The following is a 22,046-nucleotide window of genomic DNA, read 5'->3' as shown; positions in this document are numbered from 1 at the left end:
TGAATTTTAGGCGATATTCAGATACTTATGGGTCTGCATCGACAGGCGCCAGTTGCGCGCTATGCAGGTTTCAATACACAGGCGGGTCGCATCTTCCTTCTGACTGATCGGCTGCAACGCGATAATCCGCGACTTCTCATCGTGCAACGTCGACAGCAGCGCATCCAGCGCTTCAATATCACGCTCGCGTCCGACCGGATGCTTCACTTCATCAGCACGTTGCAAAGCCTGGTTCAACACCTTCATGCCACCGCGCATATTCACCTTGGGTGAAACCGTCACCCAGGTTTTCGCCGAACATTGGATCTCATGAGTGCCGCTGGTTTCAATCTGGCAACCGTAGCCATGGTCTTCCAGCAGTTCGGTCAGCGGGGTCAGATCGTAAATGCAAGGTTCGCCGCCGGTGATCACCACGTGGCGCGCGGTGTAGCCTTGTTGGCGAATGACTGCCAGTAACTGCTCGGCACTGGCGCTGCCCCAGGCATCGCTCTCTTCGGTTTTCACCAGAATCCGTTGCATATCCACTTCCCGATTGGCTTCCTTTTCCCAGGTATGTTTGGTATCGCACCAGCTGCATCCTACCGGGCAGCCCTGCAGGCGGATAAAAATGGCCGGAACGCCGGTAAAAAAGCCTTCGCCCTGCAAGGTTTGGAACATTTCATTAATCGGGTACTGCATCGGTTTCTCAATCTGGATAGGTAAAAAGGGATTATCGCAGATTCCGGCCCGGTGACCAAACAGGCGAAATTGTATTAAATTTTATCCTCCGCATTGCAACCAGCTCATCCGACCGGCTATCAGCTTCATTTAATTGGTTTACTGAACCATCCCCTTGCACTGACGATGTAATCTGCTTCGCAAAAACAACATTTAATTAACGTATAAGATAAATATATTTGACATAAACCGCTCACATGCAGATGTATATACAGGCAAGCACAAGTCGGACGCCAGTTCCGGCGGTTCATTCATCACAATCACATCTGCGTTTAGAGGGTGCTATGGCTCATTCCACCGAGTTGAATATTCAGCAGGCCATCGACGACAGCAAATTCTCGCTGTTTCACTGGACCTTGATCATTTTGGGATTCCTGATCCTGGCCATTGATGGCTTTGATACTGCGGCCATGGGGTATATCGCCCCTTCGGTCGCCAAAGACTGGGGCATTGTAAAACAGGATCTCGGTCCGGTGCTGAGCGCCGCCCTGTTGGGTCTGTCACTCGGTGCGCTGGTTGCCGGGCCAATCTCCGACCGTATCGGTCGCAAACGGGTGTTGGTGTTTTCATGCCTGTTCTTCGGTCTTTCAAGCCTGGCCACCGCCTATGCCGGCTCACTCAATAGCCTGACGCTGTGGCGTTTTCTCACCGGTCTGGGGCTGGGAGCGGCCATGCCGAACGCCATCACGCTGATTTCCGAATATGCACCGCAGCGCTGCCGTTCATTGGCGATTAACACCATGTACTGTGGTTTCCCTCTGGGCGCCGCAGGCGGCGGAGCGATTTCGTCATGGCTTATCCCGGCCTATGGCTGGCACAGCGTGCTGTTGCTGGGAGCGATTGCTCCGCTGGTGTTGACGGTGTTGTTGATCCTGTTCCTGCCGGAATCGGTGAAGTACATGGTTAACCGCGGCAAAGACGCGATCAAAATCAAACGCATTGCCCAGCGTTTTGTCAGCCAGGGCCTCGACAAGGTAACGCGCTTCTATCTGTATGAAGAGAAATTGGCGCAGTCAAAAACCAGCGTCGGGCTGTTGTTCACCCGGCCTTATCTGACCGGTACGCTGATGCTGTGGCTGACCTATTTTATGGGGCTGGTGATTTATTACGTGTTGCTGAGCTGGATGCCTATCCTGATGCAGGGACTGGGCTATCAGTTGGAGCAGTCGGCGATCCTGACCTCGCTGTTCACCTTCGGTGGCACCCTCGGCATTCTGGTGGCCGGCTGGCTGATGGACCGCTGGAACGCCCATAAGGTGGTGTCGAGCGGCTTTGTGATTACCGCGCTGCTGATCGTGGCGATGGCCACCGAAGACAGCCATATCGTGCTGCTGGGCACCTTTATCTTCCTGATGGGCATCACCATGAACGGCGCGCAGTCCGGCCTGCAAACGCTGGCGGCGACCTTTTACCCAACCCATAGTCGCGCAACCGGCATTGCCTGGATGCAGGGCATCGGTCGCTTTGGTGGCGTGGCGGGAACCATGATGGGGGCGCAGCTGCTGGCTATGCAGTGGGAAGTGCAGAGTATTTTGATGTTCCTGTGCGTGCCGGCGTTGATCGCCGCTATCGCCACGGTATTCAAAATGACCCGCCGGGCGGTGTTACAGCCTGCAGCATAAAGAAAAATGCCCGCCTTCTGGCGTAATGCCGGTCAGTTAAGAAAAGTTCTGAATCAGAATGTACGACGTTGTTTAAGTTGGCGTCCCCCTCTCCAGAGGGAGAGGGCCGGGGTGAGGGGCTTTCGCGTTGGTGTTTATCCCCTCACCCTAACCCTCTCCCAAAGGAGAGGGAACAATATCACCTTAACTGACAAGCATTACGCCTTCTGGCGGGCGTTTTGCTTCCAGCGATAGGACTTTTTTATCACAGCGCCTAACTTGTAATGGGTATGTAAAATTATTGTGATTGGACGCGCAAAATTGACCCATTTTTAATTCATTTTTGTTGAATGGCTCACTGTTCTCTCCTGTCCAGCTAATGGACATACCGCCTGATTAAATATCATCACATTGATTAATAACAAAAATAACTTTTTCTTATGCCATTTTTGTCCTTCACTGGTCGGTGTTGCATATGCTTGTACATACAAGTATATGTTAATAAACCCTACGCATTGTTATGGCGTGGTGATTCACCCCACCGCGTTATGGGATTCTGCACCAATACTGTTTGAGGAAAATGCTGTGACTGCAAATAACAAAGTTCGCAATGTCGAAGTACGCGCGCCACGCGGCACAAAATTAAATGCAAAAAGCTGGCTGACCGAAGCGCCGTTGCGCATGCTGATGAACAACCTTGATCCCGAAGTGGCGGAGAATCCGAATGAGCTGGTGGTATACGGCGGCATCGGCCGCGCCGCACGTGACTGGGATTGCTACGACAAAATCGTCGCCACCCTGAAAACCCTCGAAGACGACGAAACCCTGCTGGTGCAGTCCGGCAAGCCGGTAGGGGTTTTCAAAACCCACAGCAATGCGCCACGCGTGCTGATTGCCAACTCCAACCTGGTCCCTCACTGGGCAACATGGGAACACTTTAACGAACTGGACGCCAAAGGCCTGGCCATGTACGGCCAGATGACCGCCGGCAGCTGGATCTACATCGGTAGCCAGGGCATCGTCCAGGGCACTTACGAAACCTTCGTGGAAGCAGGTCGCCAGCATTATGACGGCAGCCTGCAGGGTCGCTGGGTGCTGACCGCCGGTCTGGGCGGCATGGGTGGCGCACAGCCGCTGGCTGCCACGCTGGCAGGCGCTTGCTCGCTGAACATCGAATGTCAGCAGAGCCGCATCGATTTCCGCCTGAAAACCCGCTATGTCGATGAACAAGCGGTGGATCTGGACGATGCACTGGCCCGCATCAAGAAATACACCGCCGAAGGCAAAGCCATCTCCATCGCCCTGTGCGGTAACGCGGCAGACATTCTGCCAGAGCTGGTACGCCGCGGCGTGCGTCCGGACATGGTCACCGACCAGACCAGCGCCCACGATCCGCTGAACGGCTACCTGCCTAAAGGCTGGAGCTGGGAAGAATACCGTCAGCGTGCGCTGACCGAACCCGCTCAGGTAGTGATCGCCGCCAAGCAGTCAATGGCCGAACACGTCGAAGCCATGCTGGCGTTCCAGAAAATGGGCGTGCCAACCTTCGACTACGGCAACAACATTCGTCAGATGGCGAAAGAAATGGGCGTCAGCAACGCCTTTGACTTCCCGGGCTTCGTACCGGCCTATATCCGCCCGCTGTTCTGCCGCGGTGTTGGCCCGTTCCGCTGGGCCGCGCTGTCTGGCGATCCGCAAGACATCTACAAAACCGACGCCATGGTTAAAGAGTTGATCCCGGATGACGAGCATCTGCACCGCTGGCTGGATATGGCACGCGAGCGCATCAGCTTCCAGGGTCTGCCGGCACGTATCTGCTGGGTCGGTCTGGGCCAGCGCGCCAAACTGGGTCTGGCGTTCAACGAAATGGTCCGCAGCGGCGAGCTGTCCGCCCCTATCGTCATCGGCCGTGACCATCTGGACTCCGGCTCGGTCGCCAGCCCGAACCGTGAAACCGAATCAATGAAAGACGGCTCAGACGCCGTGTCCGACTGGCCGCTGCTCAACGCCCTGCTCAACACCGCCAGCGGCGCGACCTGGGTTTCCCTGCACCACGGCGGCGGCGTCGGCATGGGCTTCTCCCAACACTCCGGTATGGTTATCGTTTGTGACGGCACCGATGAAGCCGCAGAACGCATCGCCCGCGTATTGCATAACGACCCGGCCACCGGCGTAATGCGTCACGCCGATGCCGGTTACGACATCGCCATTGAATGCGCCCGCGAGCAAGGGTTGAACCTGCCGATGGTGGCTGCGACTCAAGGAGACAAAGCATGAAAGCGCTGACTATCCGCCCTGGCCAACTGACACTGGCGCAACTGCGTGAAATTTATCAACACCCGGTCACCCTGACTCTGGACGACAATGCCTACGCAGATATCCAGAAAAGCGTTGCCTGCGTTGAGCGCATCGTTGAGGAAAACCGGACCACTTACGGCATTAACACCGGTTTCGGCCTGCTGGCCTCCACCCGCATCGCCCGCGAAGATCTGGAAGACCTGCAGCGTTCTATCGTGCTGTCACATGCCGCCGGCGTCGGTGCCCCCACCGACGACAATCTGGTGCGCCTGATTATGGTGTTGAAAATCAACAGCCTGTCGCGCGGCTTCTCCGGCATCCGTCTGGAAGTGATCCAGGCGCTGATGGCGCTGGTCAACGCCGAAGTCTATCCGCATATCCCGCTGAAAGGCTCCGTGGGCGCCTCCGGCGACCTGGCACCGCTGGCCCACATGAGCCTGGTGTTGCTGGGTGAAGGCAAGGCCCGTTATCAGGGCGAATGGCTGCCTGCCACCGAAGCGCTGGCCAAAGCGGGCCTGAAGCCGCTGACGCTGGCGGCCAAAGAAGGCCTGGCTCTGCTGAACGGCACCCAGGTTTCCGCTGCCTTTGCCCTGCGCGGCTTGTTTGACGTGGAAGACCTGTACGCCGCGGCAACGGTCACCGGTAGCCTGACGGTGGAAGCCGCTCTGGGCTCACGCAGCCCGTTTGATGCGCGCATTCATGCCGTGCGCGGTCAACGTGGCCAGATCGACGCCGCCGCCGCTTACCGCCATCTGCTGGGCGAGCGCAGCGAAGTGTCCGATTCACACCGCAACTGTGAAAAAGTGCAGGATCCCTACTCCCTGCGCTGCCAGCCACAGGTGATGGGTGCCTGCCTGACGCAAATTCGCCAGGCCGCCGAAGTGCTGGAAATTGAAGCCAACGCGGTATCCGACAACCCACTGGTCTTTGCTGACCAGGGCGACGTGCTGTCCGGCGGTAACTTCCACGCCGAACCGGTCGCCATGGCCGCCGACAACCTGGCGCTGGCGTTTGCCGAAATCGGTTCACTGTCCGAACGCCGCATCTCGCTGATGATGGATAAACACATGTCGCAACTGCCACCTTTCCTGGTGGACAACGGCGGCGTGAACTCCGGCTTTATGATTGCCCAGGTGACCGCCGCGGCGCTGACCAGCGAAAACAAGGCACTGGCGCACCCGGCCAGTGTCGACAGCATTCCGACCTCGGCCAACCAGGAAGACCACGTTTCCATGGCACCGGCCGCCGGTCGTCGCCTGTGGGAAATGGCGGATAACGTACGCGGCATTCTGGCCGTCGAGTGGCTGGCCGCCTGTCAGGGGCTGGATCTGCGTAAAGGGCTGAAAACCACCGAAAGCCTGGAGCAGGCCCGCCGCACACTGCGCGAACAAGTCAGTTACTACGACAAGGATCGTTTCTTCGCCCCCGACATTGAAGCCGCCAGCCTGCTGTTGGCGGCCGGTCACCTGACCGCGCTAATGCCTGCAGCACTGCTGCCTAGCCAGGCATAAATAAAACCTACCACGCAGTTTGTTCTGTCCCACCGGGCGCTATCCGCCCGGTGCGGATAGCGCGTGCCTGTTCTGCCGTAAACACTCGACGGGAAGCAACATGCATAACGAAACACCACAACTCAGACGCGGATTAAACGCGCGACATATCCGCTTTATGGCACTCGGCTCCGCCATCGGCACCGGTCTGTTCTATGGCTCCGCCGGGGCGATCCAACTGGCCGGTCCTGCGGTGCTGCTGGCCTATCTGGTAGGCGGCGCGGCGGTCTTTATGGTCATGCGCGCGCTGGGAGAAATGGCGGTACATCAGCCGGTTTCCGGTTCGTTCGGCCACTACGCCAGCCACTACCTTGGCCCGCTGGCCGGCTTCCTCACCGGCTGGACCTATACCTTCGAAATGGTGATTGTCGCCCTGGCGGACGTGACCGCCTTCGGCATTTATATGGGGCTGTGGTTCCCGGACGTCGCCCAATGGGTGTGGGTACTCAGCATCATCATGTTTATCGGCGCGCTCAATCTGTGCAGCGTGAAAGTATTCGGCGAAATGGAGTTCTGGCTGTCGCTGATCAAGGTTGCCGCCATTGTGGCGATGATCGTCGGCGGTGCCGCCGTGATGCTGTTTGGTTTTGGCCAGACTCAGCACGCCACCGGCATCAGCAATCTGTGGGCGCACGGCGGCTTTATGCCTAACGGTATCGGCGGCGTGGTCGCTTCATTGGCGGTGGTGATGTTCGCCTTTGGCGGCATTGAAATCATCGGTATTACCGCCAGCGAGGCAAAAGACCCCGCGAAAGTGCTGCCGAAGGCGATCAATGCCGTACCGATCCGCATTTTGCTGTTTTATGTGCTGACACTGCTGGTGCTGATGGCTATCTATCCGTGGAACAGCATCGGTCAGAATGGCAGCCCCTTTGTTGAGATCTTCAGCAATCTGGGCATCAGCTCGGCCGCCAACGTGCTGAACGTGGTGGTGATCACCGCCGCCATCTCCGCCATTAACAGCGACATCTTCGGTGCAGGCCGCATGATGTACGGCATGGCGCAGGATGGCCAGGCACCGAAAAGCTTCTCCAAACTGACTTCCAGTGGCGTGCCCTGGATGACGGTGTTGGTGATGTCGGTCGCCCTGCTGCTCGGCGTGGTACTCAATTACCTGATGCCAAAACAGGTATTTATGATCATCGCCTCCATCGCCACCTTCGCCACCGTCTGGGTATGGCTGATGATCCTGCTGTCACAAATTGCCATGCGCCGTACCCTGACATCGCAGGAGGTCAGCAAGCTGAGCTTCCCGGTGCCGTGGTGGCCGGTTGCACCGGCGCTGGCAACCATATTTATGCTGTTCGTTATTGGCCTGCTCGGTTACTTCGAAGACAGCCGCATCGCCCTGTACGTCGGGCTGGTGTGGGTGGCCTTCCTTACCCTGGCTTACTGGGTGTGGGTACGTAAAAAAGGCGGGGGTTCACCCGTCACATCGTCACCCCAGTATTAACCCCATGAGCCCGCCGTTCCCGGGCTCTTAGTCATTACACTGGAGTATCATTATGCAAACACGACACAAATTATGGATACCACTTATCGCGATCGGCCTGCTGACCGGCAGCCTGTCCGCACGCGCAGCGGGCTGGTGCGAATCCGGCAAGCCGGTCAAATTCGCCGGGTTGAACTGGGAAAGCGGCATGCTGCTGACCGACGTCATGCAATACGTGCTGCAAAAGGGCTACGACTGCAAAACCGACGCGCTGCCGGGTAACTCCATCACCATGGAGCAGGCGGTTGGCAACAACGACATTCAGGTCTTCGCCGAAGAGTGGATTGGGCGTAGCGAAGTCTGGAACAAGGCCGAGAAAGCCGGCAAAGCGGTCAGCGTCGGCGCACCGATTGTCGGGGCAGTCGAAGGCTGGTACGTGCCCCGCTACGTGATTGAAGGCGACGCCAAACGCAGTTTGAAACCGCTGGCGCCCGATCTGAAAAGCGTCCCAGATTTGGCCAAGTATGCGCAGGTATTCCGCGATCAGGAAGAACCGGACAAAGGCCGTTTCTACAACTGCCCGGCCGGCTGGACCTGCGAACTGGACAACACCGCGATCCTCAAAAAATTCAAGCTGGACGACAAGTTCACCAACTTCCGCCCTGGCACCGGCCCGGCACTGGATACCGCGATCCTCTCCAGCTACCGCCGCGGCGAACCTATCCTGTTCTACTACTGGTCACCAACCCCGATCATGGGCCAGCTCGACCTGGTGAAACTGGACGAACCGGGTGTGAACAAGAACATCCACATCAAGGTCGGCCTTTCCAGCGTGTTTAACCAGCAGGCACCTGAACTGGTGCAGGTGCTGTCAAAAGTCAATTTGCCGCTCGACCTGGTTAACCAGAATCTGGCGCGCATGAGTAAAGAACGCATCAGCTCAGAGAAGCTGGCGCTGGAGTTCTTCAAGCAGCACCCGGAAATCTGGAAACAGTGGGTCAGCGAAGACGCAGCGAAAAAAATTCAAGCCTCCTTGTAATCGCTTTGGCATTCAGTAAACACCAACCCGAAGCCGATGCGCTTCGGGCCTGACAGGGGTAAATACTTATGTTTCCAGATCGTTTTACTTTCTCCATCGCCGATTGGATCAATCGCTGGGTCGATGTCCTGGTCAACAACTATGGCGATACGTTCCGCAAGATCTCCGACACCCTGCTGTGGGCGGTGATCCACCTGGAAAGCCTGCTGCGTGCTACGCCCTGGTGGCTGATGCTGGCAGTGGTTGGGCTCCTGGCCTGGCACGCCACCCGCCGCTGGCTGCCGACGGTGGTGATCGTCGGCCTGCTGTTGCTGGTCGGTACCGCCGGCATGTGGGACAAATTAATGCAGACCCTGGCACTGGTGCTGGTCGCCACGCTGCTGGCGGTGATTATCGGTATTCCGCAGGGCGTACTGGCGGCGCGTAACGATCGGGTTCGGGCAGTGATGATGCCGCTGATGGACGTCATGCAAACCATGCCAAGCTTCGTGTACCTGATCCCGGTATTGATGCTGTTCGGGCTGGGCAAGGTGCCGGCAATTCTGGCGACGGTGATTTACGCCACGCCACCGCTGATCCGCCTGACCGATTTGGGGATCCGCCAGGTGGACAAGGAAGTGATGGAATCCGTCACTGCCTTTGGTGCCAACCGCTGGCAGAAGCTGTTCGGCGTGCAGTTGCCGCTGGCGCTGCCAAGCATTATGGCCGGTATCAACCAGACCACCATGATGTCGCTGTCGATGGTGGTGGTGGCTTCAATGATCGGCGCTCGTGGTCTGGGCGAAGACGTGCTGGTGGGCATTCAGACACTGAACGTCGGTCTGGGCCTGGAGGCTGGCCTGGCGATCGTTATTCTGGCCGTGGTCATTGACCGTATTACTCAGGCTTATGGCCGCTCCGCCGTTGCGAGGTAACCCCAATGAACAAAATCGAAATCAAAAACGTCTACAAGATCTTCGGCCATAAAACTGCGGCGGCACTGGCCATGAGCGAACAGGGCAAAACCAAGCAGGAAGTTCAGGCAGCGACCGATTGCGTGATCGGCGTGCACGATCTGTCGATGTCGATCGAGGCCGGTGAGATCTTCGTGATTATGGGTTTGTCAGGATCGGGGAAATCCACCCTGGTGCGCCACTTCAACCGGCTGATCGATCCCACCAGCGGCCAGATCCTGGTGGACGGCGAAGATATCCTGCGTTACGACGAAAAGCAGCTTGAGCACTTCCGCCGTCACAAGATCAGCATGGTGTTCCAAAGCTTTGGCCTGCTGCCGCACAAGACAGTGCTGGATAACGTGGCCTACGGGCTGAAAGTCCGCGGTGAGACAAAAGAAGTGTATCAGGAGCGCGCCCTGCACTGGATCAACACCGTCGGGCTGAAGGGCTATGAGAAATCGTACCCGCATCAGCTTTCCGGTGGTATGCGTCAACGTGTCGGGCTGGCGCGCGCGCTGGCCACCGATACCGATATCATCTTGCTGGACGAAGCCTTCAGTGCGCTGGATCCGTTGATCCGCGCCGAGATGCAGGATCAACTGCTGGCGCTGCAAAAAGAGCTGCACAAGACGCTGGTGTTTATCACCCACGATCTGGACGAGGCCGTGCGCATCGGTAACCGGATCGCAATCCTCAAAGACGGCAAACTGATCCAGGTCGGCACGCCGCAGGAGATCCTTAACAACCCGGCCGATGAATATGTTAACCGCTTCGTGCAACGCCGTCTGGCGCTGGATGAAAACGTACAGAAACCGCGCCCTGTGATGGTATCCCGTGCCTGAGGAGAGCAATATGCACTATCCCATTTCGGTCACTCTCGACACTCAGCCGTTACGTTGGCAGGACGTGGTGGCGGTGGCCCGATATCAGGCCCCACTCAAGCTGTCTGACGCTGCCTGGGCGCGTATCGACAATGCGCAGGCCATCGTTCAAAAGATTGTCGCCAGTGAACAACGCGCCTATGGCGTCAATACCGGTCTGGGGGCGCTGTGCAATCAGGCGCTGCACGGCGAACAACTGGCGCAACTGTCCCGCAACACACTGATGAGTCACGCCTGCGGCGTGGGGGCACCGCTGAGCGATGAGCAGACCCGCGCCATTATCTGCTGCGCTATCGTCAACTATTGCCACGGCAAATCCGGTATTCAACGCCCGGTAGTAGAAACCCTGCTGGCACTGTTGAACCGGGGGATTACCCCACGGGTGCCGTCGCAGGGATCGGTTGGCTACCTGACCCATATGGCACACGTCGGCGTCGCGCTGCTCGGGCTGGGCGAAGTCAGCTACCGCGGCCAACTCGTCAGCGCAGCCCAGGCTTTGGCGGAGGAAGGCATTGTGCCGCCACCGCTGGGCGCCAAAGACGGTCTGTGCCTGGTCAACGGCACGCCGTGCATGACGGGGTTGAGCTGCCTGGCGCTGGCCGATGCCTGGCGGCTGGCCCGCTGGGCGGACGTGCTCTCGGCGATGAGCTTTGAAGCGCTGGGCGGGCAGGCAGCCGCCTTTGACAGTGAAATTTTGGCGCTGAAACCCCATCCAGGTATGCAACGGGTCGGCAGTAATCTGCGGATGCTGTTGAACGGCAGCGAAATGATTGCCGCCAGTGAGGGTATTCGTACTCAGGATGCGCTGAGCATCCGTTCAATCCCACAGGTGCATGGCGCCTGCCGCGATCAAATCGCGCATGCCGAACGACAGATTGAAACCGAACTGAACGGCGCCACCGATAATCCCCTGCTGCTCGGCACGCCGGACAACTTTCGCGTAATGTCGCAGGCCAATCCGCATGGCGAATCAGTGGCCATGGCTGCCGATCTGTTGGCAATCGCCATCGCCGAACTGGGCGGTATCGCAGAACGGCGCATCGATCGACTGATTAACCCGCTGGTCAGCGGTTTGCCGGCATTTCTGGTCAGCGAACCTGGGGTGAATTCGGGCATGATGATTGCGCAATACGTGGCAGCATCACTGTGTGCGGAGAACCGCCAACTGGCGCAGCCTTGCGTGGTGGACAACTATGTGACCTCAGCCCTGCAGGAAGATCACCTCAGTCTGGGGACCGGGGCGGCGCTGCGGCTGCATAAGGCGCTGGCCAACCTGAACCAGATCCTGGCGATTGAATACCTGCTGGCCGCGCAGGCCTTTGAGTTCCTGCAGCAACACCGTTTCGGCGACGGCACCCAACGCGCCTGGCAACGGCTGCGACAAGCGGTGGCCCCTTATCATCAGGACCGCTGGCTGGCACCGGATATCGCCAGCAGCGCCGCACTGTTACAGGACGAGCAGGCACTGGCGGAAATTGCCCCGGCCCTGCTGTAACCCCTGCCCCTGCCTATTGGGCGGGGGCATCGAACCTAGTGCTGGGCCAATGCCTGACGGATATCCGCTTGCAGATCTTCAGGATCTTCCAGTCCGGCGGACAGCCGCACCAAACCGTCGCTGATATGGTGACGCTGCCGCTCTTCGGCACTGTAGGCCGAGTGAGTCATGCTGGCTGGGTGCTGGGCCAGAGACTCGCAATCCCCCAGGCTGACGGCTCGCAAGATTAGGCTTAACCCATTGAGGAAGCGGATCCCCGCCGCCATGCCGCCTTTCAATTCAAATGCCAGCATGCCGCCCGGTCGCGCCATTTGCCGCTGCGCCAAGGCATGCTGCGGGAAGTCCTCCAGACCGGGATAATAAACCCGTTCCACCGCCGAATGCTGCGCCAGCATTTCTGCCAGGCGTTGCGCGTTATCACAGTGGCGCTCCATTCGTAACGGCAAAGTTTTCAGGCCACGCAGCAACAGTGCGGCATCCTGCGCCGACAGTACCGCCCCGTTCATATCCTTCAGCCCGACCAAACGAATGTCCTGTGCCAGATCCTGACGCGTTACCGCCAGCCCGGCCAGCAGGTCACCGTGTCCGCCGATGTATTTGGTGGCGGAATGCACCACAATGTCGGCCCCCAATTCCAGCGGCCGTTGCAGATACGGCGTGCAATAGGTGTTATCCACCAACAGCAGCGCCCCCTGACGGTGGGCAATCTCGGCCACTGCTGTAATATCGACCAGGCGCATATTCGGGTTTGCCGGCGTTTCGCAATACACCAGCCGGGTATGCGGACCTATCGCCGCCGCCAACCGCTCCGGCCGGGTCAGGTCAACGTGGGTAATTTTCACGCCGTAGCGCGCCAGCCCATGATGAAAATAACTGAAGGTGCAGCCATAAATTGTCTCATCGGCGATCAGCTCATCACCCGGACTAAGCAGCGTCCAGCAGCAGGCGGTAATCGCGCCCATGCCGGAGGCAAACGCCACTGCTGCCTCTCCGCCCTCCAGATCGGCAATTCGCTGCTCCAGCAGATTGACCGTTGGATTGGCAATGCGCGAATAAAAATAGCCTGACTCAGTACCGGCAAAACAGGCACCGCCGTATTCCGCCGTCGGGAAGGTAAAGGTCGAACTCATAAACACCGGTGGGCAGAGCGCTCCCAGGTATTGCTGGGGATCGTAGCCATGGTGGATCGCACGTGTGGCAAAACCGTGCCGAAATGTGGCAGACATGAAAACTCCTTTCCTGAGTGAGTAAAAGCAATTTCAATGATTCAGCTTAAACATCCGGCGGTAACGCGCTGCTGCGTACCCGCTGGCCGATGATTTGCAGGGTGCGCAGTACCAGCATCAGACCCAGCAAAGTATCCGGCTGCCGTAACAAGGCATACAGCGAGCGAAAATTAGCGGGTGACGGATCCAATTGCAGCTCGGTATGCGCCATCTTTAACGCCATTCCCCCTTCCCAGCCTGCCGCCACCAGGTCTTCAAACACGCCGGACAATTTTTCCACCAGCGCGTTATCGGCGATATCCACCAGGTCCGACAGCAGTGATAATAAATCGACCACGTTATCGAGCCGCCCACCGGCCAGCAATGGCTGAAACTTGTCGAGCAAGGGTGCCAGGGATGCTTGTTCAGATGCGTTCATAAACCCTCCATTAAATCAGCCCGCGTACCGTCGCCCAATACAGCCCACGATTGAAGCCGTTGCGCAGCATGCCGCCCACTTTGGTTGACGGCGTCGGCAATACATCATGGCGATAGTCGTAAACCAGCGGCATACCGGCCTGCAGCCCCATTTGGGCGATCGCCTGCACCTTGCCGTCGTAGTGGCTGACGGTCTGGCCCAGGCGCAGTTCAGCCACGATATTGTCGGCGATCACCGGAGCCTGATTGTGGCAAGAGCCGCCGGCCTTGCTGACCGGCAGATCCACCGTATCGCCAATGACGTAAACCCCTTGCTGACCATAGACCTGCAGCGTCTGATGGTCGGTCGGCAGCCAGCCTTCACCCTTGTTGCCCTCACTGAGGCCGGTATTGCGCACTGCCTCTACGGCGCGGATCGGCGGCGTGGCCATCAGGATATCGAACGGCTGTTCCTCTCCCTCAGCGGAGTAGGCGATTTTTTGCTGTGCATCGACCCGGCTGAGGGTAAACCCACGCTGGTGGCGAATATCACGCGCCGCAAAGATGCCCGGCAAGGCTTCGGCCGTCGGGCGTTGCAAAAACAGGCAGTTACGCAGCAGCTGCGAGACGCTGGGATAGGTATAAACAATTTCAACCGCCTTACGCACCCCGCGCCGACGCAGGTAATCATCGAGCATCAAGGTAGTTTCTATCGGGGCAATGCCGCACTGATGTGGCACGTTAGGGGTTTCGGGGAAGGAGACGGTAATAAAAATGCGGCCTTTTTCTATGGTTGCCAGCTTTTGGGCCAGCTGCCGGGCGGCCTGATATTGGTAAAAGTGATCGCCCGCCTGTGCCAACCCGTCGATACGATCCGGCCAGGGTACACAGCCGGTGGCAAACACCAGAAAATCATAGGGGTAATGTTTACCGCTTTGGCAATAAATCGACCTTTGAGATAAATCGAATCGCTCGGCTTTATCGACAATGAATTTTATTTCCGGGCGCAGCAGACTTTGCTGAGAGCGGGTTAATTCCTGTTGGAAAAAAGCGTTAAAGGCAACGTACATAAATGCCGGTTTATAATAGTGGACCGGAGAGTCAGAAATCATTAATAACTCAACTTTATTATTCAAAATCTCCCGGTGTAATTTCGCCGCCAGTAAATTGGCCAAAATGGTGCCGCCGGTACCACCGCCGACAATCACTATCCGCTTTCGCATCAAGCCCTCACCCAGCTGACCTGCAGGTCAACACATGTTTTAGGAAATGAACGGAGGCAGGACAACGGAGGTAAATACTCTGCCTTATTGGCAGTCTAGTAACTAAAAGATATAACGCAATGAAAAAGGATATTTATAAATAAGAATTTTATTACACTAATTAAATTATAGAGTTAAAAACCATCAGGACAACAATTAATAAGCCACTAATAAATAACATACTATAACTGACTGTAATTATAGTTCAGTGAATAATACCTATAAAAAAACCCGCCGCAGCGGGTTTTTATTTAACAACGAATCGAGCCGTTATTACTGACCTTTAACTTCTTTCAGGCCATTGAATGGTGCGCGTGAACCCAGCGCTTCTTCGATACGGATCAGTTGGTTGTATTTGGCAACGCGGTCAGAACGGCTCATGGAACCGGTTTTGATCTGGCCAGCCGCAGTACCTACCGCCAAATCAGCGATGGTTGCGTCTTCGGTTTCACCTGAACGGTGAGAGATCACCGCGGTGTAGCCTGCGTCTTTCGCCATCTTGATAGCAGCCAGGGTTTCGGTCAGAGAACCGATCTGGTTGAATTTGATCAGGATGGAGTTAGCGATGCCTTTGTCGATGCCTTCTTTCAGGATCTTGGTGTTGGTAACGAACAGGTCGTCGCCCACCAGCTGGATTTTGTCGCCCAGCACTTTGGTCTGGTATGCGAAACCATCCCAGTCAGATTCGTCCAGGCCATCTTCGATGGACACGATTGGGTACTGTTTGGTCAGGTCTTCCAGGAAGTGAGTGAACTCTTCAGAAGTGAAGGCTTTGTTGCCTTCGCCGGCCAGTACGTATTTACCGTCTTTGTAGAACTCGGAAGCCGCACAGTCCATAGCCAGGGTCACGTCTTTGCCCAGCTCGTAGCCTGCTGCTTTTACCGCTTCAGCGATAACTGCCAGCGCTTCAGCGTTGGAACCCAGGTTTGGTGCGTAGCCGCCTTCATCACCAACAGCCGTGTTCAGGCCTTTGGCCTTCAGCACTTTGGCCAGGTGATGGAAAACTTCAGAACCGATGCGAACGGCTTCTTTCAGGGATTTCGCGCCAACCGGCTGAATCATAAATTCCTGAATATCGACGTTGTTGTCAGCGTGCTCGCCGCCGTTGATGATGTTCATCATAGGCAGTGGCATAGAGAATTTGCCTGGGGTGCCATTCAGCTCAGCGATGTGCTCATACAGCGGCATACCTTTGGAAGCCGCAGCCGCTTTGGCAGCAGCCAGAGAAACCGCCAGAATGGCGTTAGCGCCGAACTGGGATTTGTTTTCGGTGCCGTCCAGGTCGATCATGATCTTGTCGATGTTAGCCTGGTCTTTGGCATCTTTACCCAGTACTGCCTGAGCAATCGGGCCATTTACTGCAGCAACGGCTTTCAGTACGCCTTTACCCAGGAAACGAGACTTGTCACCGTCACGCAGTTCCAGTGCTTCACGGGAACCGGTAGAAGCACCTGACGGCGCAGCAGCCAGACCTACGAAACCGCCTTCCAGATGCACTTCGGCTTCAACAGTCGGGTTACCGCGGGAGTCGATGATTTCACGACCGATGACTTTAACGATTTTGGACATTAGGTTTTCCTCAGTACAAGTTAAACTAAAACTCCAGACAAACAGCGCGCGGTTCTCACCGCGCGCCGCCTACCAAATATTTTATTTCACCTGGCGCTTCTGATACTCACCAGCGGCCTTCACAAAGCCGGCGAACAACGGATGACCATCACGCGGCGTCGAAGTAAATTCCGGGTGGAACTGACAAGCTACAAACCACGGGTGATTCGGCAGTTCGATAATCTCAACCAGCTTGTTGTCTGCGGAACGGCCGGCAACACGCAGCCCGGCGGCTTCGATCTGCTTCAACAGCATGTTGTTAACTTCATAACGGTGACGATGACGTTCAACAATGGTCGGTTCGCCGTACATCTGACGCACCAGGCTATTGTCGGTCAGGTGGCATTGCTGGCCACCGACACGCATCGTGCCACCCAAATCGCTTTCTTCAGTACGCACTTCGACGTTGCCGTCTTCGTCACGCCACTCGGTGATCAACGCCACCACCGGGTACTTACAGTCTGGCACAAACTCGGTAGAGTTGGCGTTCTCCATACCCACCACGTTGCGGGCGAACTCCATCAGTGCCACCTGCATCCCCAGACAGATGCCCAGGTAAGGGATGTTGTTTTCACGCGCATAACGCGCGGTCATCACCTTGCCTTCCACACCACGGTAACCGAAGCCGCCCGGGATCAGGATTGCATCCAGACCTTTCAGCACTTCTACGCCGCGGGTTTCCACATCCTGCGAGTCGATCAGCTTGATGTTCACGGTCAGACGATTTTTCAGGCCGCCGTGTTTCAAGGCTTCAATCACCGACTTATAGGCATCCGGCAGTTCGACATATTTGCCGACCATACCGATGGTCACTTCGCCGCCCGGATTGGCTTCTTCGTAAATCACCTGCTCCCATTCGGCCAGGTTGGCTTCCGGCGCATTGAGGCTGAATCGTTTACAAATATAATCATCAAGCCCCTGAGATTTCAAGAGGCCTGGGATTTTATAAATAGAATCAACGTCTTTCAGGGAGATAACCGCTTTTTCCGGCACGTTACAGAAAAGTGCGATTTTCGCACGTTCGTTAGCAGGAACGGCGCGATCGGAACGGCAAATCAGCACATCAGGCTGAATACCGATGGAAAGCAGCTCTTTTACGGAATGCTGGGTAGGTTTGGTTTTCACTTCACCGGCAGCGGCCAGGTACGGCACCAGCGTCAGGTGCATGTACAGGGTGTGCTCACGGCCCACTTCCACGGCCATCTGACGAATGGCTTCCAGGAACGGCAGCGATTCGATATCGCCCACGGTACCGCCAACTTCCACCAATACCACGTCGTGACCTTCGCCACCTTCGAGGATACGCTCTTTGATCGCGTTGGTGATGTGCGGAATAACCTGTACGGTTGCGCCCAGATAGTCGCCACGGCGTTCTTTACGCAGAACGTCGGAGTAAATACGACCGGTAGTGAAGTTGTTGCGGCGCGACATTTTGGTACGGATGTAGCGCTCGTAGTGACCCAAATCCAGATCGGTTTCTGCGCCGTCTTCGGTGACGAAAACTTCCCCATGCTGAATCGGGCTCATGGTGCCCGGATCCACGTTGATGTACGGGTCCAGTTTCATGATGGTAACGTTGAGGCCACGGGCTTCAAGAATAGCCGCCAGAGAGGCTGCGGCAATGCCTTTACCCAGAGAGGATACGACCCCGCCGGTCACAAAAATATAATTAGTTGTCATGCTGAACCTGAGAGTTTAGGTTTAAAGACGATGGAAGAACCAAGACGGGAAAGTAGTATACCCGAACCTCTTCAGACCTACAAACGATCGTTTTACTGTCCATCATCTCTTTTCCCCTCGGGAGTTCATCCGGGTTTACTCTCTCGACCCGCCAGCAACGGTCTTTTTAAAACAATGAGTTAGCACAGAAAAACTCAATTTACCGCCCTTTCGAGATATTAAAACGCCTTACAATTCAGTTTGTTGGCGTTTTACTGTCGACAGGCCGCGGTTCAGCAAACCATGGCCCTGAGCTTAACCGTTTCAGCTTAGATAAATCTTGTCGCCGATCAACATTGCGATAATCATAGGACAGCACTGCTGCCGATTAGTTTTCCTGGCGTTTAACCTGTTGCCACGCCTCTTCCATCTGCTCCAGCGTGGCTTCGCCCATCTGCAGCCCGCGCTGTTTGACGATCTCTTCCACCTGACGGAAACGGCGCTCGAACTTGCGATTGGCGGCTTGCAGCGCGTTTTCTGCCTTGTGACCAAGATGGCGCGATAAATTCACCGTGGCGAACAACAGATCGCCGATTTCCTCTTCCAGCTTCTGCTCGTCAACCACCGCCTGCCGCGCTTCATGCATCACTTCGTCGATCTCTTCGTACACCTTGTCCAGCACCGGGCCCAGGGTGTGCCAGTCAAAACCGACCGAGGCGCAACGTTTCTGGATTTTATGCGCCTTCATCAGCGCCGGCAGCGCCTGAGGAATATCATCCAGCGCCGAATGCAGCTCTTTCTCGGCGCGTTCACCGGCCTTCAGTTGCTCCCAGCGCGCCGCAACGGCTTCACTGTCCGCAGCATCGGCTTCGCCAAAGATATGCGGGTGACGGCGTTCCAGCTTGTCGCTGATGGCATTGCACACCTCGTCGAAGTCAAACAGCCCCTGCTCCTGGCCCATTTGAGCGTAAAACACCACCTGGAACAGCAGATCGCCCAGTTCATCACGCAGATCGCCGTAGTCCTGGCGCTCAATGGCATCGAGCACCTCATAGGTTTCTTCCAGCGTGTAAGGGGCGATAGTGGCGAAGGTTTGCTTGCGATCCCACGGGCAACCGGCCTGCGGATCGCGCAGCGTTTTCATGATGTTCAGCAAGCGTTGCAGCGGAGAAGATTGGGTCATGACGAAGTCTCTGAAAGGTGCGGGGCCCAATATATGGGCCCCGATAAAAATGTAAGGTTAGCTGCCGTGCAGTCGTTTGGCGTCTATCACATCCGGCAGTTGGTTGAGCTTGGCCAATACCCGGCCCAGCACCTGCTGGTTGTAGATTTCAATATCCATATCTATGGTCGCCAACTGCTTTTTGGTGTCGCTGCGGCTGGCCACGCCCAGCACGTTGACCTTTTCGTTGGCCAAAATGGTGGTGATGTCTCGCAGCAGGCCGCTGCGATCGTTGGCCATCACGCGGACGACCAAAGAGTACCCGCTGGAGTAGCTCTCGCCCCACACCGCATCCACGATACGTTCCGGCGCGTGCGACTGCAGATCCACCAGTTGATCACAGTCTGCCCGATGGATGGAGATACCACGCCCCTGGGTGATAAAGCCGACAATATCGTCGCCCGGGATCGGCTGGCAGCAGCGGGCAATGTGGTGCATCAGGTTGCCTACCCCTTCCACCACCACCCGGCCGTTGTCCTTGCTGCGAGTTGCCGGCGGCGCCTTGTGCTGAACCAGTTGGCGTAACGCTTCGCGATCCTGCTCTTCGGCGCTCGGTTTGTTGAACTTGCCCTGCAGGAAGTTCACCATCTGATTGAGACGGATATCCCCGCCGCCAATCGCCGCCAGGATTTCATCTAGCGAATTCATGTTGTAACGCGGGATCAACAGCTTCTCGGCCTCTTTCAGGCTGATACCGAGGTGTTCCAGCTCGTTGTCCAGCATCTGGCGACCTGCCAGGATGTTCTTGTCGCGATCCTGCTTGCGGAACCAGTTATGGATCTTGGAACGCCCACGGCTGGTGGTGACATAGCCCAGGTTCGGGTTCAACCAGTCGCGGCTCGGGTTCGGCTGCTTCTGGGTGATAATTTCAATCTGATCGCCCATCCGCAGCTGGTAGGTGAAGGGCACAATGCGGCCGCCAATTTTGGCGCCAATGCAGCGGTGGCCGACGTCACTGTGAATATGATAGGCAAAGTCGAGCGGCGTAGAGCCTGCCGGCAGATCCACCACGTCGCCTTTCGGGGTAAACACATAAACCCGATCGTCGAATACCTGGCTGCGAACCTCGTCGAGCATCTCGCCGGAATCCGCCATTTCTTCCTGCCAGGCGATCAGTTTGCGCAGCCAGGCGATACGTTCTTCATAGCCGGAACGTACCGTCGCAACCGCGCCCTCTTTGTATTTCCAGTGCGCGGCTACGCCCAGTTCGGCATCTTCGTGCATCTGGCGGGTGCGGATCTGGATTTCCAGCGTTTTACCGCGTGGCCCCAGAACCACGGTGTGGATCGACTGATAGCCGTTGGGTTTCGGGTTGGCGACATAGTCGTCGAACTCATCCGGCAGATGACGGAAGTGGGTATGCACAATCCCCAGCGCCGCATAGCAGTCCTGCAAGCGCTCGACCACCACGCGCACCGCGCGCACGTCAAACAGCTCGTCAAACGCCAGCGCTTTCTTCTGCATCTTGCGCCAGATGCTGTAGATGTGTTTTGGCCGACCGTAAATGTCGGCCTTGACGCCCTCGTCCCCCATCGCGCTACGCAGCGAGGCAACGAAATCATCGATAAACTGTTCGCGATCGATACGGCGTTCATGCAGCAGCTTGGCGATACGTTTGTATTCGTCCGGGTGCAGGTAGCGGAAGCAGAAATCTTCCAGCTCCCATTTCAGTTGCCCGATACCGAGACGGTTGGCCAGTGGTGCATAGATATTCGAACACTCTTTGGCCGCCAGCACCCGTTCGTCTTCCGGCGCATCTTTCACTTCACGCAGGTGGGCGATACGCTCCGCCAGCTTGATCACCACGCAGCGGAAATCCTCCACCATCGCCAACAGCATGCGGCGCACGTTGTCGACCTGTTCGGAGGCCATCGAATCGTTTTGGGTGGCTTTCAGTTGGCGGATGGCGTCCATATCGCGTACGCCATGTACCAGATAGGTGATGCCCTTGCCGAAGGCTTCGGTCAGGGTTTCTTCCTGTACAATACCGGCATCCACCAGCGGGAACAGCAGCGCGGCGCGCATGCTGTCGTTGTCCATGCTCAGGGTGGAGAGGATTTCAACCATTTCCAGCCCACGCCACAGCAACAGCGGCGCGTTGGGATGGTTCTGGGTCTGTTGCTCACAGTAGCGCCAGGTTGCGGCTAATCGCTCACATGACTGCGGGTTAGGTAGCCCCAAGCTGGCTATCCACTCATCGAGTGCAAATTCGCCAGCCGTGTTCAGATGTGCACTTCTTACCGCAACCATAACCTCTCCCTACTTTGCAGCGAACTCTGGCGCACCACCGTTAATCAACAGCGCCATTGACTCAAGATGCCCCGTATGCGGAAACCTGTCCAACATCCACACACGCGCAAGACGATAAGATAAGAAGCCAGCGTGACTCAGCCTATTCTTATGTGCATTATATTGCCCATTCGCTCCCGGTGTGGCAACACCTTCTCTACCTGCCACCGCAGCGGCGCAGCGCGCCAACGGCAGGGTAAAAAGCCCCAGGCCGCAGAACAGATCCAATACCCGATCATTGGGTTGAATAGCTAACCATTCAAGGGCAGGCCCCATCATTAACTGATTTAATAAGCTATTTATCTGAATAAAGTCACACCAACCAAAGTCTAAGCGTAGCCCGTCGCTCCGATAATACGGCGTTTCAGCGCACAGTTTTTCGAGGCTATCGCTGCCCGCTGCCGAATAAAGAATTGCGCCATAGTTTGTCGATCGA

General features: G+C 56.7%; 16 protein-coding genes and 1 pseudogene. 8 read left to right on the top strand and 9 right to left on the bottom strand.

From position 1 onward, the window contains the following. Positions 1–6: 6 nt before the first annotated feature. Positions 7–678, bottom strand: coding sequence for a 7-carboxy-7-deazaguanine synthase QueE (gene queE / locus FCL49_RS15790; protein ID WP_174354298.1), 672 nt, complete (start codon positions 676–678; stop codon positions 7–9). A 323-nt stretch (positions 679–1,001) separates the two neighbouring features. Between queE and FCL49_RS15785 the strand changes: the two genes are divergently transcribed. The 8 genes from FCL49_RS15785 to FCL49_RS15750 all read left to right on the top strand — a co-directional run bounded on the left by FCL49_RS15785 (position 1,002) and on the right by FCL49_RS15750 (position 11,948). After that, positions 1,002–2,339 carry an MFS transporter gene (locus FCL49_RS15785; protein ID WP_174354297.1) on the top strand — a complete coding sequence of 446 codons (1,338 nt, stop codon included), beginning with the start codon at positions 1,002–1,004 and terminating at the stop codon, positions 2,337–2,339. 564 nt (positions 2,340–2,903) lie between these two features. Continuing rightward, positions 2,904–4,595 (top strand): urocanate hydratase, encoded by a 1,692-nt coding sequence (gene hutU, locus FCL49_RS15780; RefSeq protein WP_174354296.1) that lies wholly within the window; start codon positions 2,904–2,906, stop codon positions 4,593–4,595. Further along, positions 4,592–6,127 (top strand): histidine ammonia-lyase, encoded by a 1,536-nt coding sequence (gene hutH, locus FCL49_RS15775; protein ID WP_174354295.1) that lies wholly within the window; start codon positions 4,592–4,594, stop codon positions 6,125–6,127. The genes hutU and hutH overlap by 4 nt, the downstream gene beginning before the upstream one ends. 100 nt (positions 6,128–6,227) lie before the next feature. Next, on the top strand, positions 6,228–7,619 hold the full coding sequence (locus FCL49_RS15770) for an amino acid permease (protein ID WP_174354294.1): 1,392 nt from the start codon (positions 6,228–6,230) through the stop codon (positions 7,617–7,619). A gap of 52 nt (positions 7,620–7,671) precedes the next feature. Next, positions 7,672–8,637 carry an ABC transporter substrate-binding protein gene (locus FCL49_RS15765; protein WP_174354293.1) on the top strand — a complete coding sequence of 322 codons (966 nt, stop codon included), beginning with the start codon at positions 7,672–7,674 and terminating at the stop codon, positions 8,635–8,637. Positions 8,638–8,705: 68 nt separating this feature from the next. Beyond that, positions 8,706–9,551 (top strand): ABC transporter permease, encoded by an 846-nt coding sequence (locus tag FCL49_RS15760; RefSeq protein ID WP_174354292.1) that lies wholly within the window; start codon positions 8,706–8,708, stop codon positions 9,549–9,551. A 5-nt stretch (positions 9,552–9,556) separates the two neighbouring features. Then, a complete protein-coding gene (locus tag FCL49_RS15755; RefSeq protein ID WP_174354291.1) occupies positions 9,557–10,414 on the top strand; it encodes a quaternary amine ABC transporter ATP-binding protein in 858 nt (285 codons plus the stop codon). Between the two features lie 10 nt (positions 10,415–10,424). Then, positions 10,425–11,948, top strand: coding sequence for an HAL/PAL/TAL family ammonia-lyase (locus FCL49_RS15750; protein ID WP_174354290.1), 1,524 nt, complete (start codon positions 10,425–10,427; stop codon positions 11,946–11,948). 35 nt (positions 11,949–11,983) lie between these two features. Here FCL49_RS15750 and FCL49_RS15745 read toward each other — a convergent pair whose 3' ends face one another. The 8 genes and pseudogenes from FCL49_RS15745 to FCL49_RS15710 all read right to left on the bottom strand — a co-directional run. After that, on the bottom strand, positions 11,984–13,174 hold the full coding sequence (locus FCL49_RS15745) for a methionine gamma-lyase (RefSeq protein WP_174354289.1): 1,191 nt from the start codon (positions 13,172–13,174) through the stop codon (positions 11,984–11,986). Positions 13,175–13,220: 46 nt separating this feature from the next. After that, positions 13,221–13,592, bottom strand: coding sequence for a hypothetical protein (locus FCL49_RS15740; RefSeq protein WP_174354288.1), 372 nt, complete (start codon positions 13,590–13,592; stop codon positions 13,221–13,223). A gap of 10 nt (positions 13,593–13,602) precedes the next feature. Further along, entirely contained in the window at positions 13,603–14,793 is a 1,191-nt protein-coding gene (locus FCL49_RS15735) for an NAD(P)/FAD-dependent oxidoreductase (RefSeq protein ID WP_174354287.1), read from the bottom strand. 312 nt (positions 14,794–15,105) lie between these two features. Beyond that, a complete protein-coding gene (eno, locus tag FCL49_RS15730) occupies positions 15,106–16,401 on the bottom strand; it encodes a phosphopyruvate hydratase (RefSeq protein ID WP_099063057.1) in 1,296 nt (431 codons plus the stop codon). Between the two features lie 81 nt (positions 16,402–16,482). Next, complete coding sequence (pyrG, locus tag FCL49_RS15725) at positions 16,483–18,120, bottom strand: glutamine hydrolyzing CTP synthase (RefSeq protein ID WP_174354286.1); 1,638 nt, start codon at positions 18,118–18,120, stop codon at positions 16,483–16,485. Between the two features lie 367 nt (positions 18,121–18,487). Continuing rightward, the gene (mazG, locus tag FCL49_RS15720) at positions 18,488–19,282 is read right to left on the bottom strand and encodes a nucleoside triphosphate pyrophosphohydrolase (RefSeq protein WP_174354285.1); all 795 of its coding nucleotides are present in this window, start codon (positions 19,280–19,282) and stop codon (positions 18,488–18,490) included. A gap of 57 nt (positions 19,283–19,339) precedes the next feature. Next, entirely contained in the window at positions 19,340–21,571 is a 2,232-nt protein-coding gene (gene relA / locus FCL49_RS15715) for a GTP diphosphokinase (protein ID WP_135315142.1), read from the bottom strand. A gap of 9 nt (positions 21,572–21,580) precedes the next feature. After that, a pseudogene (locus tag FCL49_RS15710) lies at positions 21,581–22,021 on the bottom strand (hypothetical protein); the annotation flags it as partial. Between the last annotated feature and the right edge of the window lie 25 nt (positions 22,022–22,046).

The organism is Serratia proteamaculans, from assembly GCF_013337185.1.
Classification (GTDB): Bacteria; Pseudomonadota; Gammaproteobacteria; order Enterobacterales; family Enterobacteriaceae; genus Serratia; species Serratia proteamaculans_D.
The sequence above is the reverse complement of the archived record's forward strand: the minus strand, read 5'-3'. Positions and strand labels throughout refer to the sequence as shown.

What these genes read in the sequence shown, in the direction of transcription:
- queE (WP_174354298.1), bottom strand. Translation starts at nt 678, where the DNA reads ATGCAGTACCCGATTAATGAAATGTTCCAAACCTTGCAGGGCGAAGGC.
- FCL49_RS15785 (WP_174354297.1), top strand. Translation starts at nt 1,002, where the DNA reads ATGGCTCATTCCACCGAGTTGAATATTCAGCAGGCCATCGACGACAGC.
- hutH (WP_174354295.1), top strand. Translation starts at nt 4,592, where the DNA reads ATGAAAGCGCTGACTATCCGCCCTGGCCAACTGACACTGGCGCAACTG.
- FCL49_RS15770 (WP_174354294.1), top strand. Translation starts at nt 6,228, where the DNA reads ATGCATAACGAAACACCACAACTCAGACGCGGATTAAACGCGCGACAT.
- FCL49_RS15765 (WP_174354293.1), top strand. Translation starts at nt 7,672, where the DNA reads ATGCAAACACGACACAAATTATGGATACCACTTATCGCGATCGGCCTG.
- FCL49_RS15760 (WP_174354292.1), top strand. Translation starts at nt 8,706, where the DNA reads ATGTTTCCAGATCGTTTTACTTTCTCCATCGCCGATTGGATCAATCGC.
- FCL49_RS15755 (WP_174354291.1), top strand. Translation starts at nt 9,557, where the DNA reads ATGAACAAAATCGAAATCAAAAACGTCTACAAGATCTTCGGCCATAAA.
- FCL49_RS15750 (WP_174354290.1), top strand. Translation starts at nt 10,425, where the DNA reads ATGCACTATCCCATTTCGGTCACTCTCGACACTCAGCCGTTACGTTGG.
- FCL49_RS15745 (WP_174354289.1), bottom strand. Translation starts at nt 13,174, where the DNA reads ATGTCTGCCACATTTCGGCACGGTTTTGCCACACGTGCGATCCACCAT.
- FCL49_RS15740 (WP_174354288.1), bottom strand. Translation starts at nt 13,592, where the DNA reads ATGAACGCATCTGAACAAGCATCCCTGGCACCCTTGCTCGACAAGTTT.
- FCL49_RS15735 (WP_174354287.1), bottom strand. Translation starts at nt 14,793, where the DNA reads ATGCGAAAGCGGATAGTGATTGTCGGCGGTGGTACCGGCGGCACCATT.
- eno (WP_099063057.1), bottom strand. Translation starts at nt 16,401, where the DNA reads ATGTCCAAAATCGTTAAAGTCATCGGTCGTGAAATCATCGACTCCCGC.
- pyrG (WP_174354286.1), bottom strand. Translation starts at nt 18,120, where the DNA reads ATGACAACTAATTATATTTTTGTGACCGGCGGGGTCGTATCCTCTCTG.
- mazG (WP_174354285.1), bottom strand. Translation starts at nt 19,282, where the DNA reads ATGACCCAATCTTCTCCGCTGCAACGCTTGCTGAACATCATGAAAACG.
- relA (WP_135315142.1), bottom strand. Translation starts at nt 21,571, where the DNA reads ATGGTTGCGGTAAGAAGTGCACATCTGAACACGGCTGGCGAATTTGCA.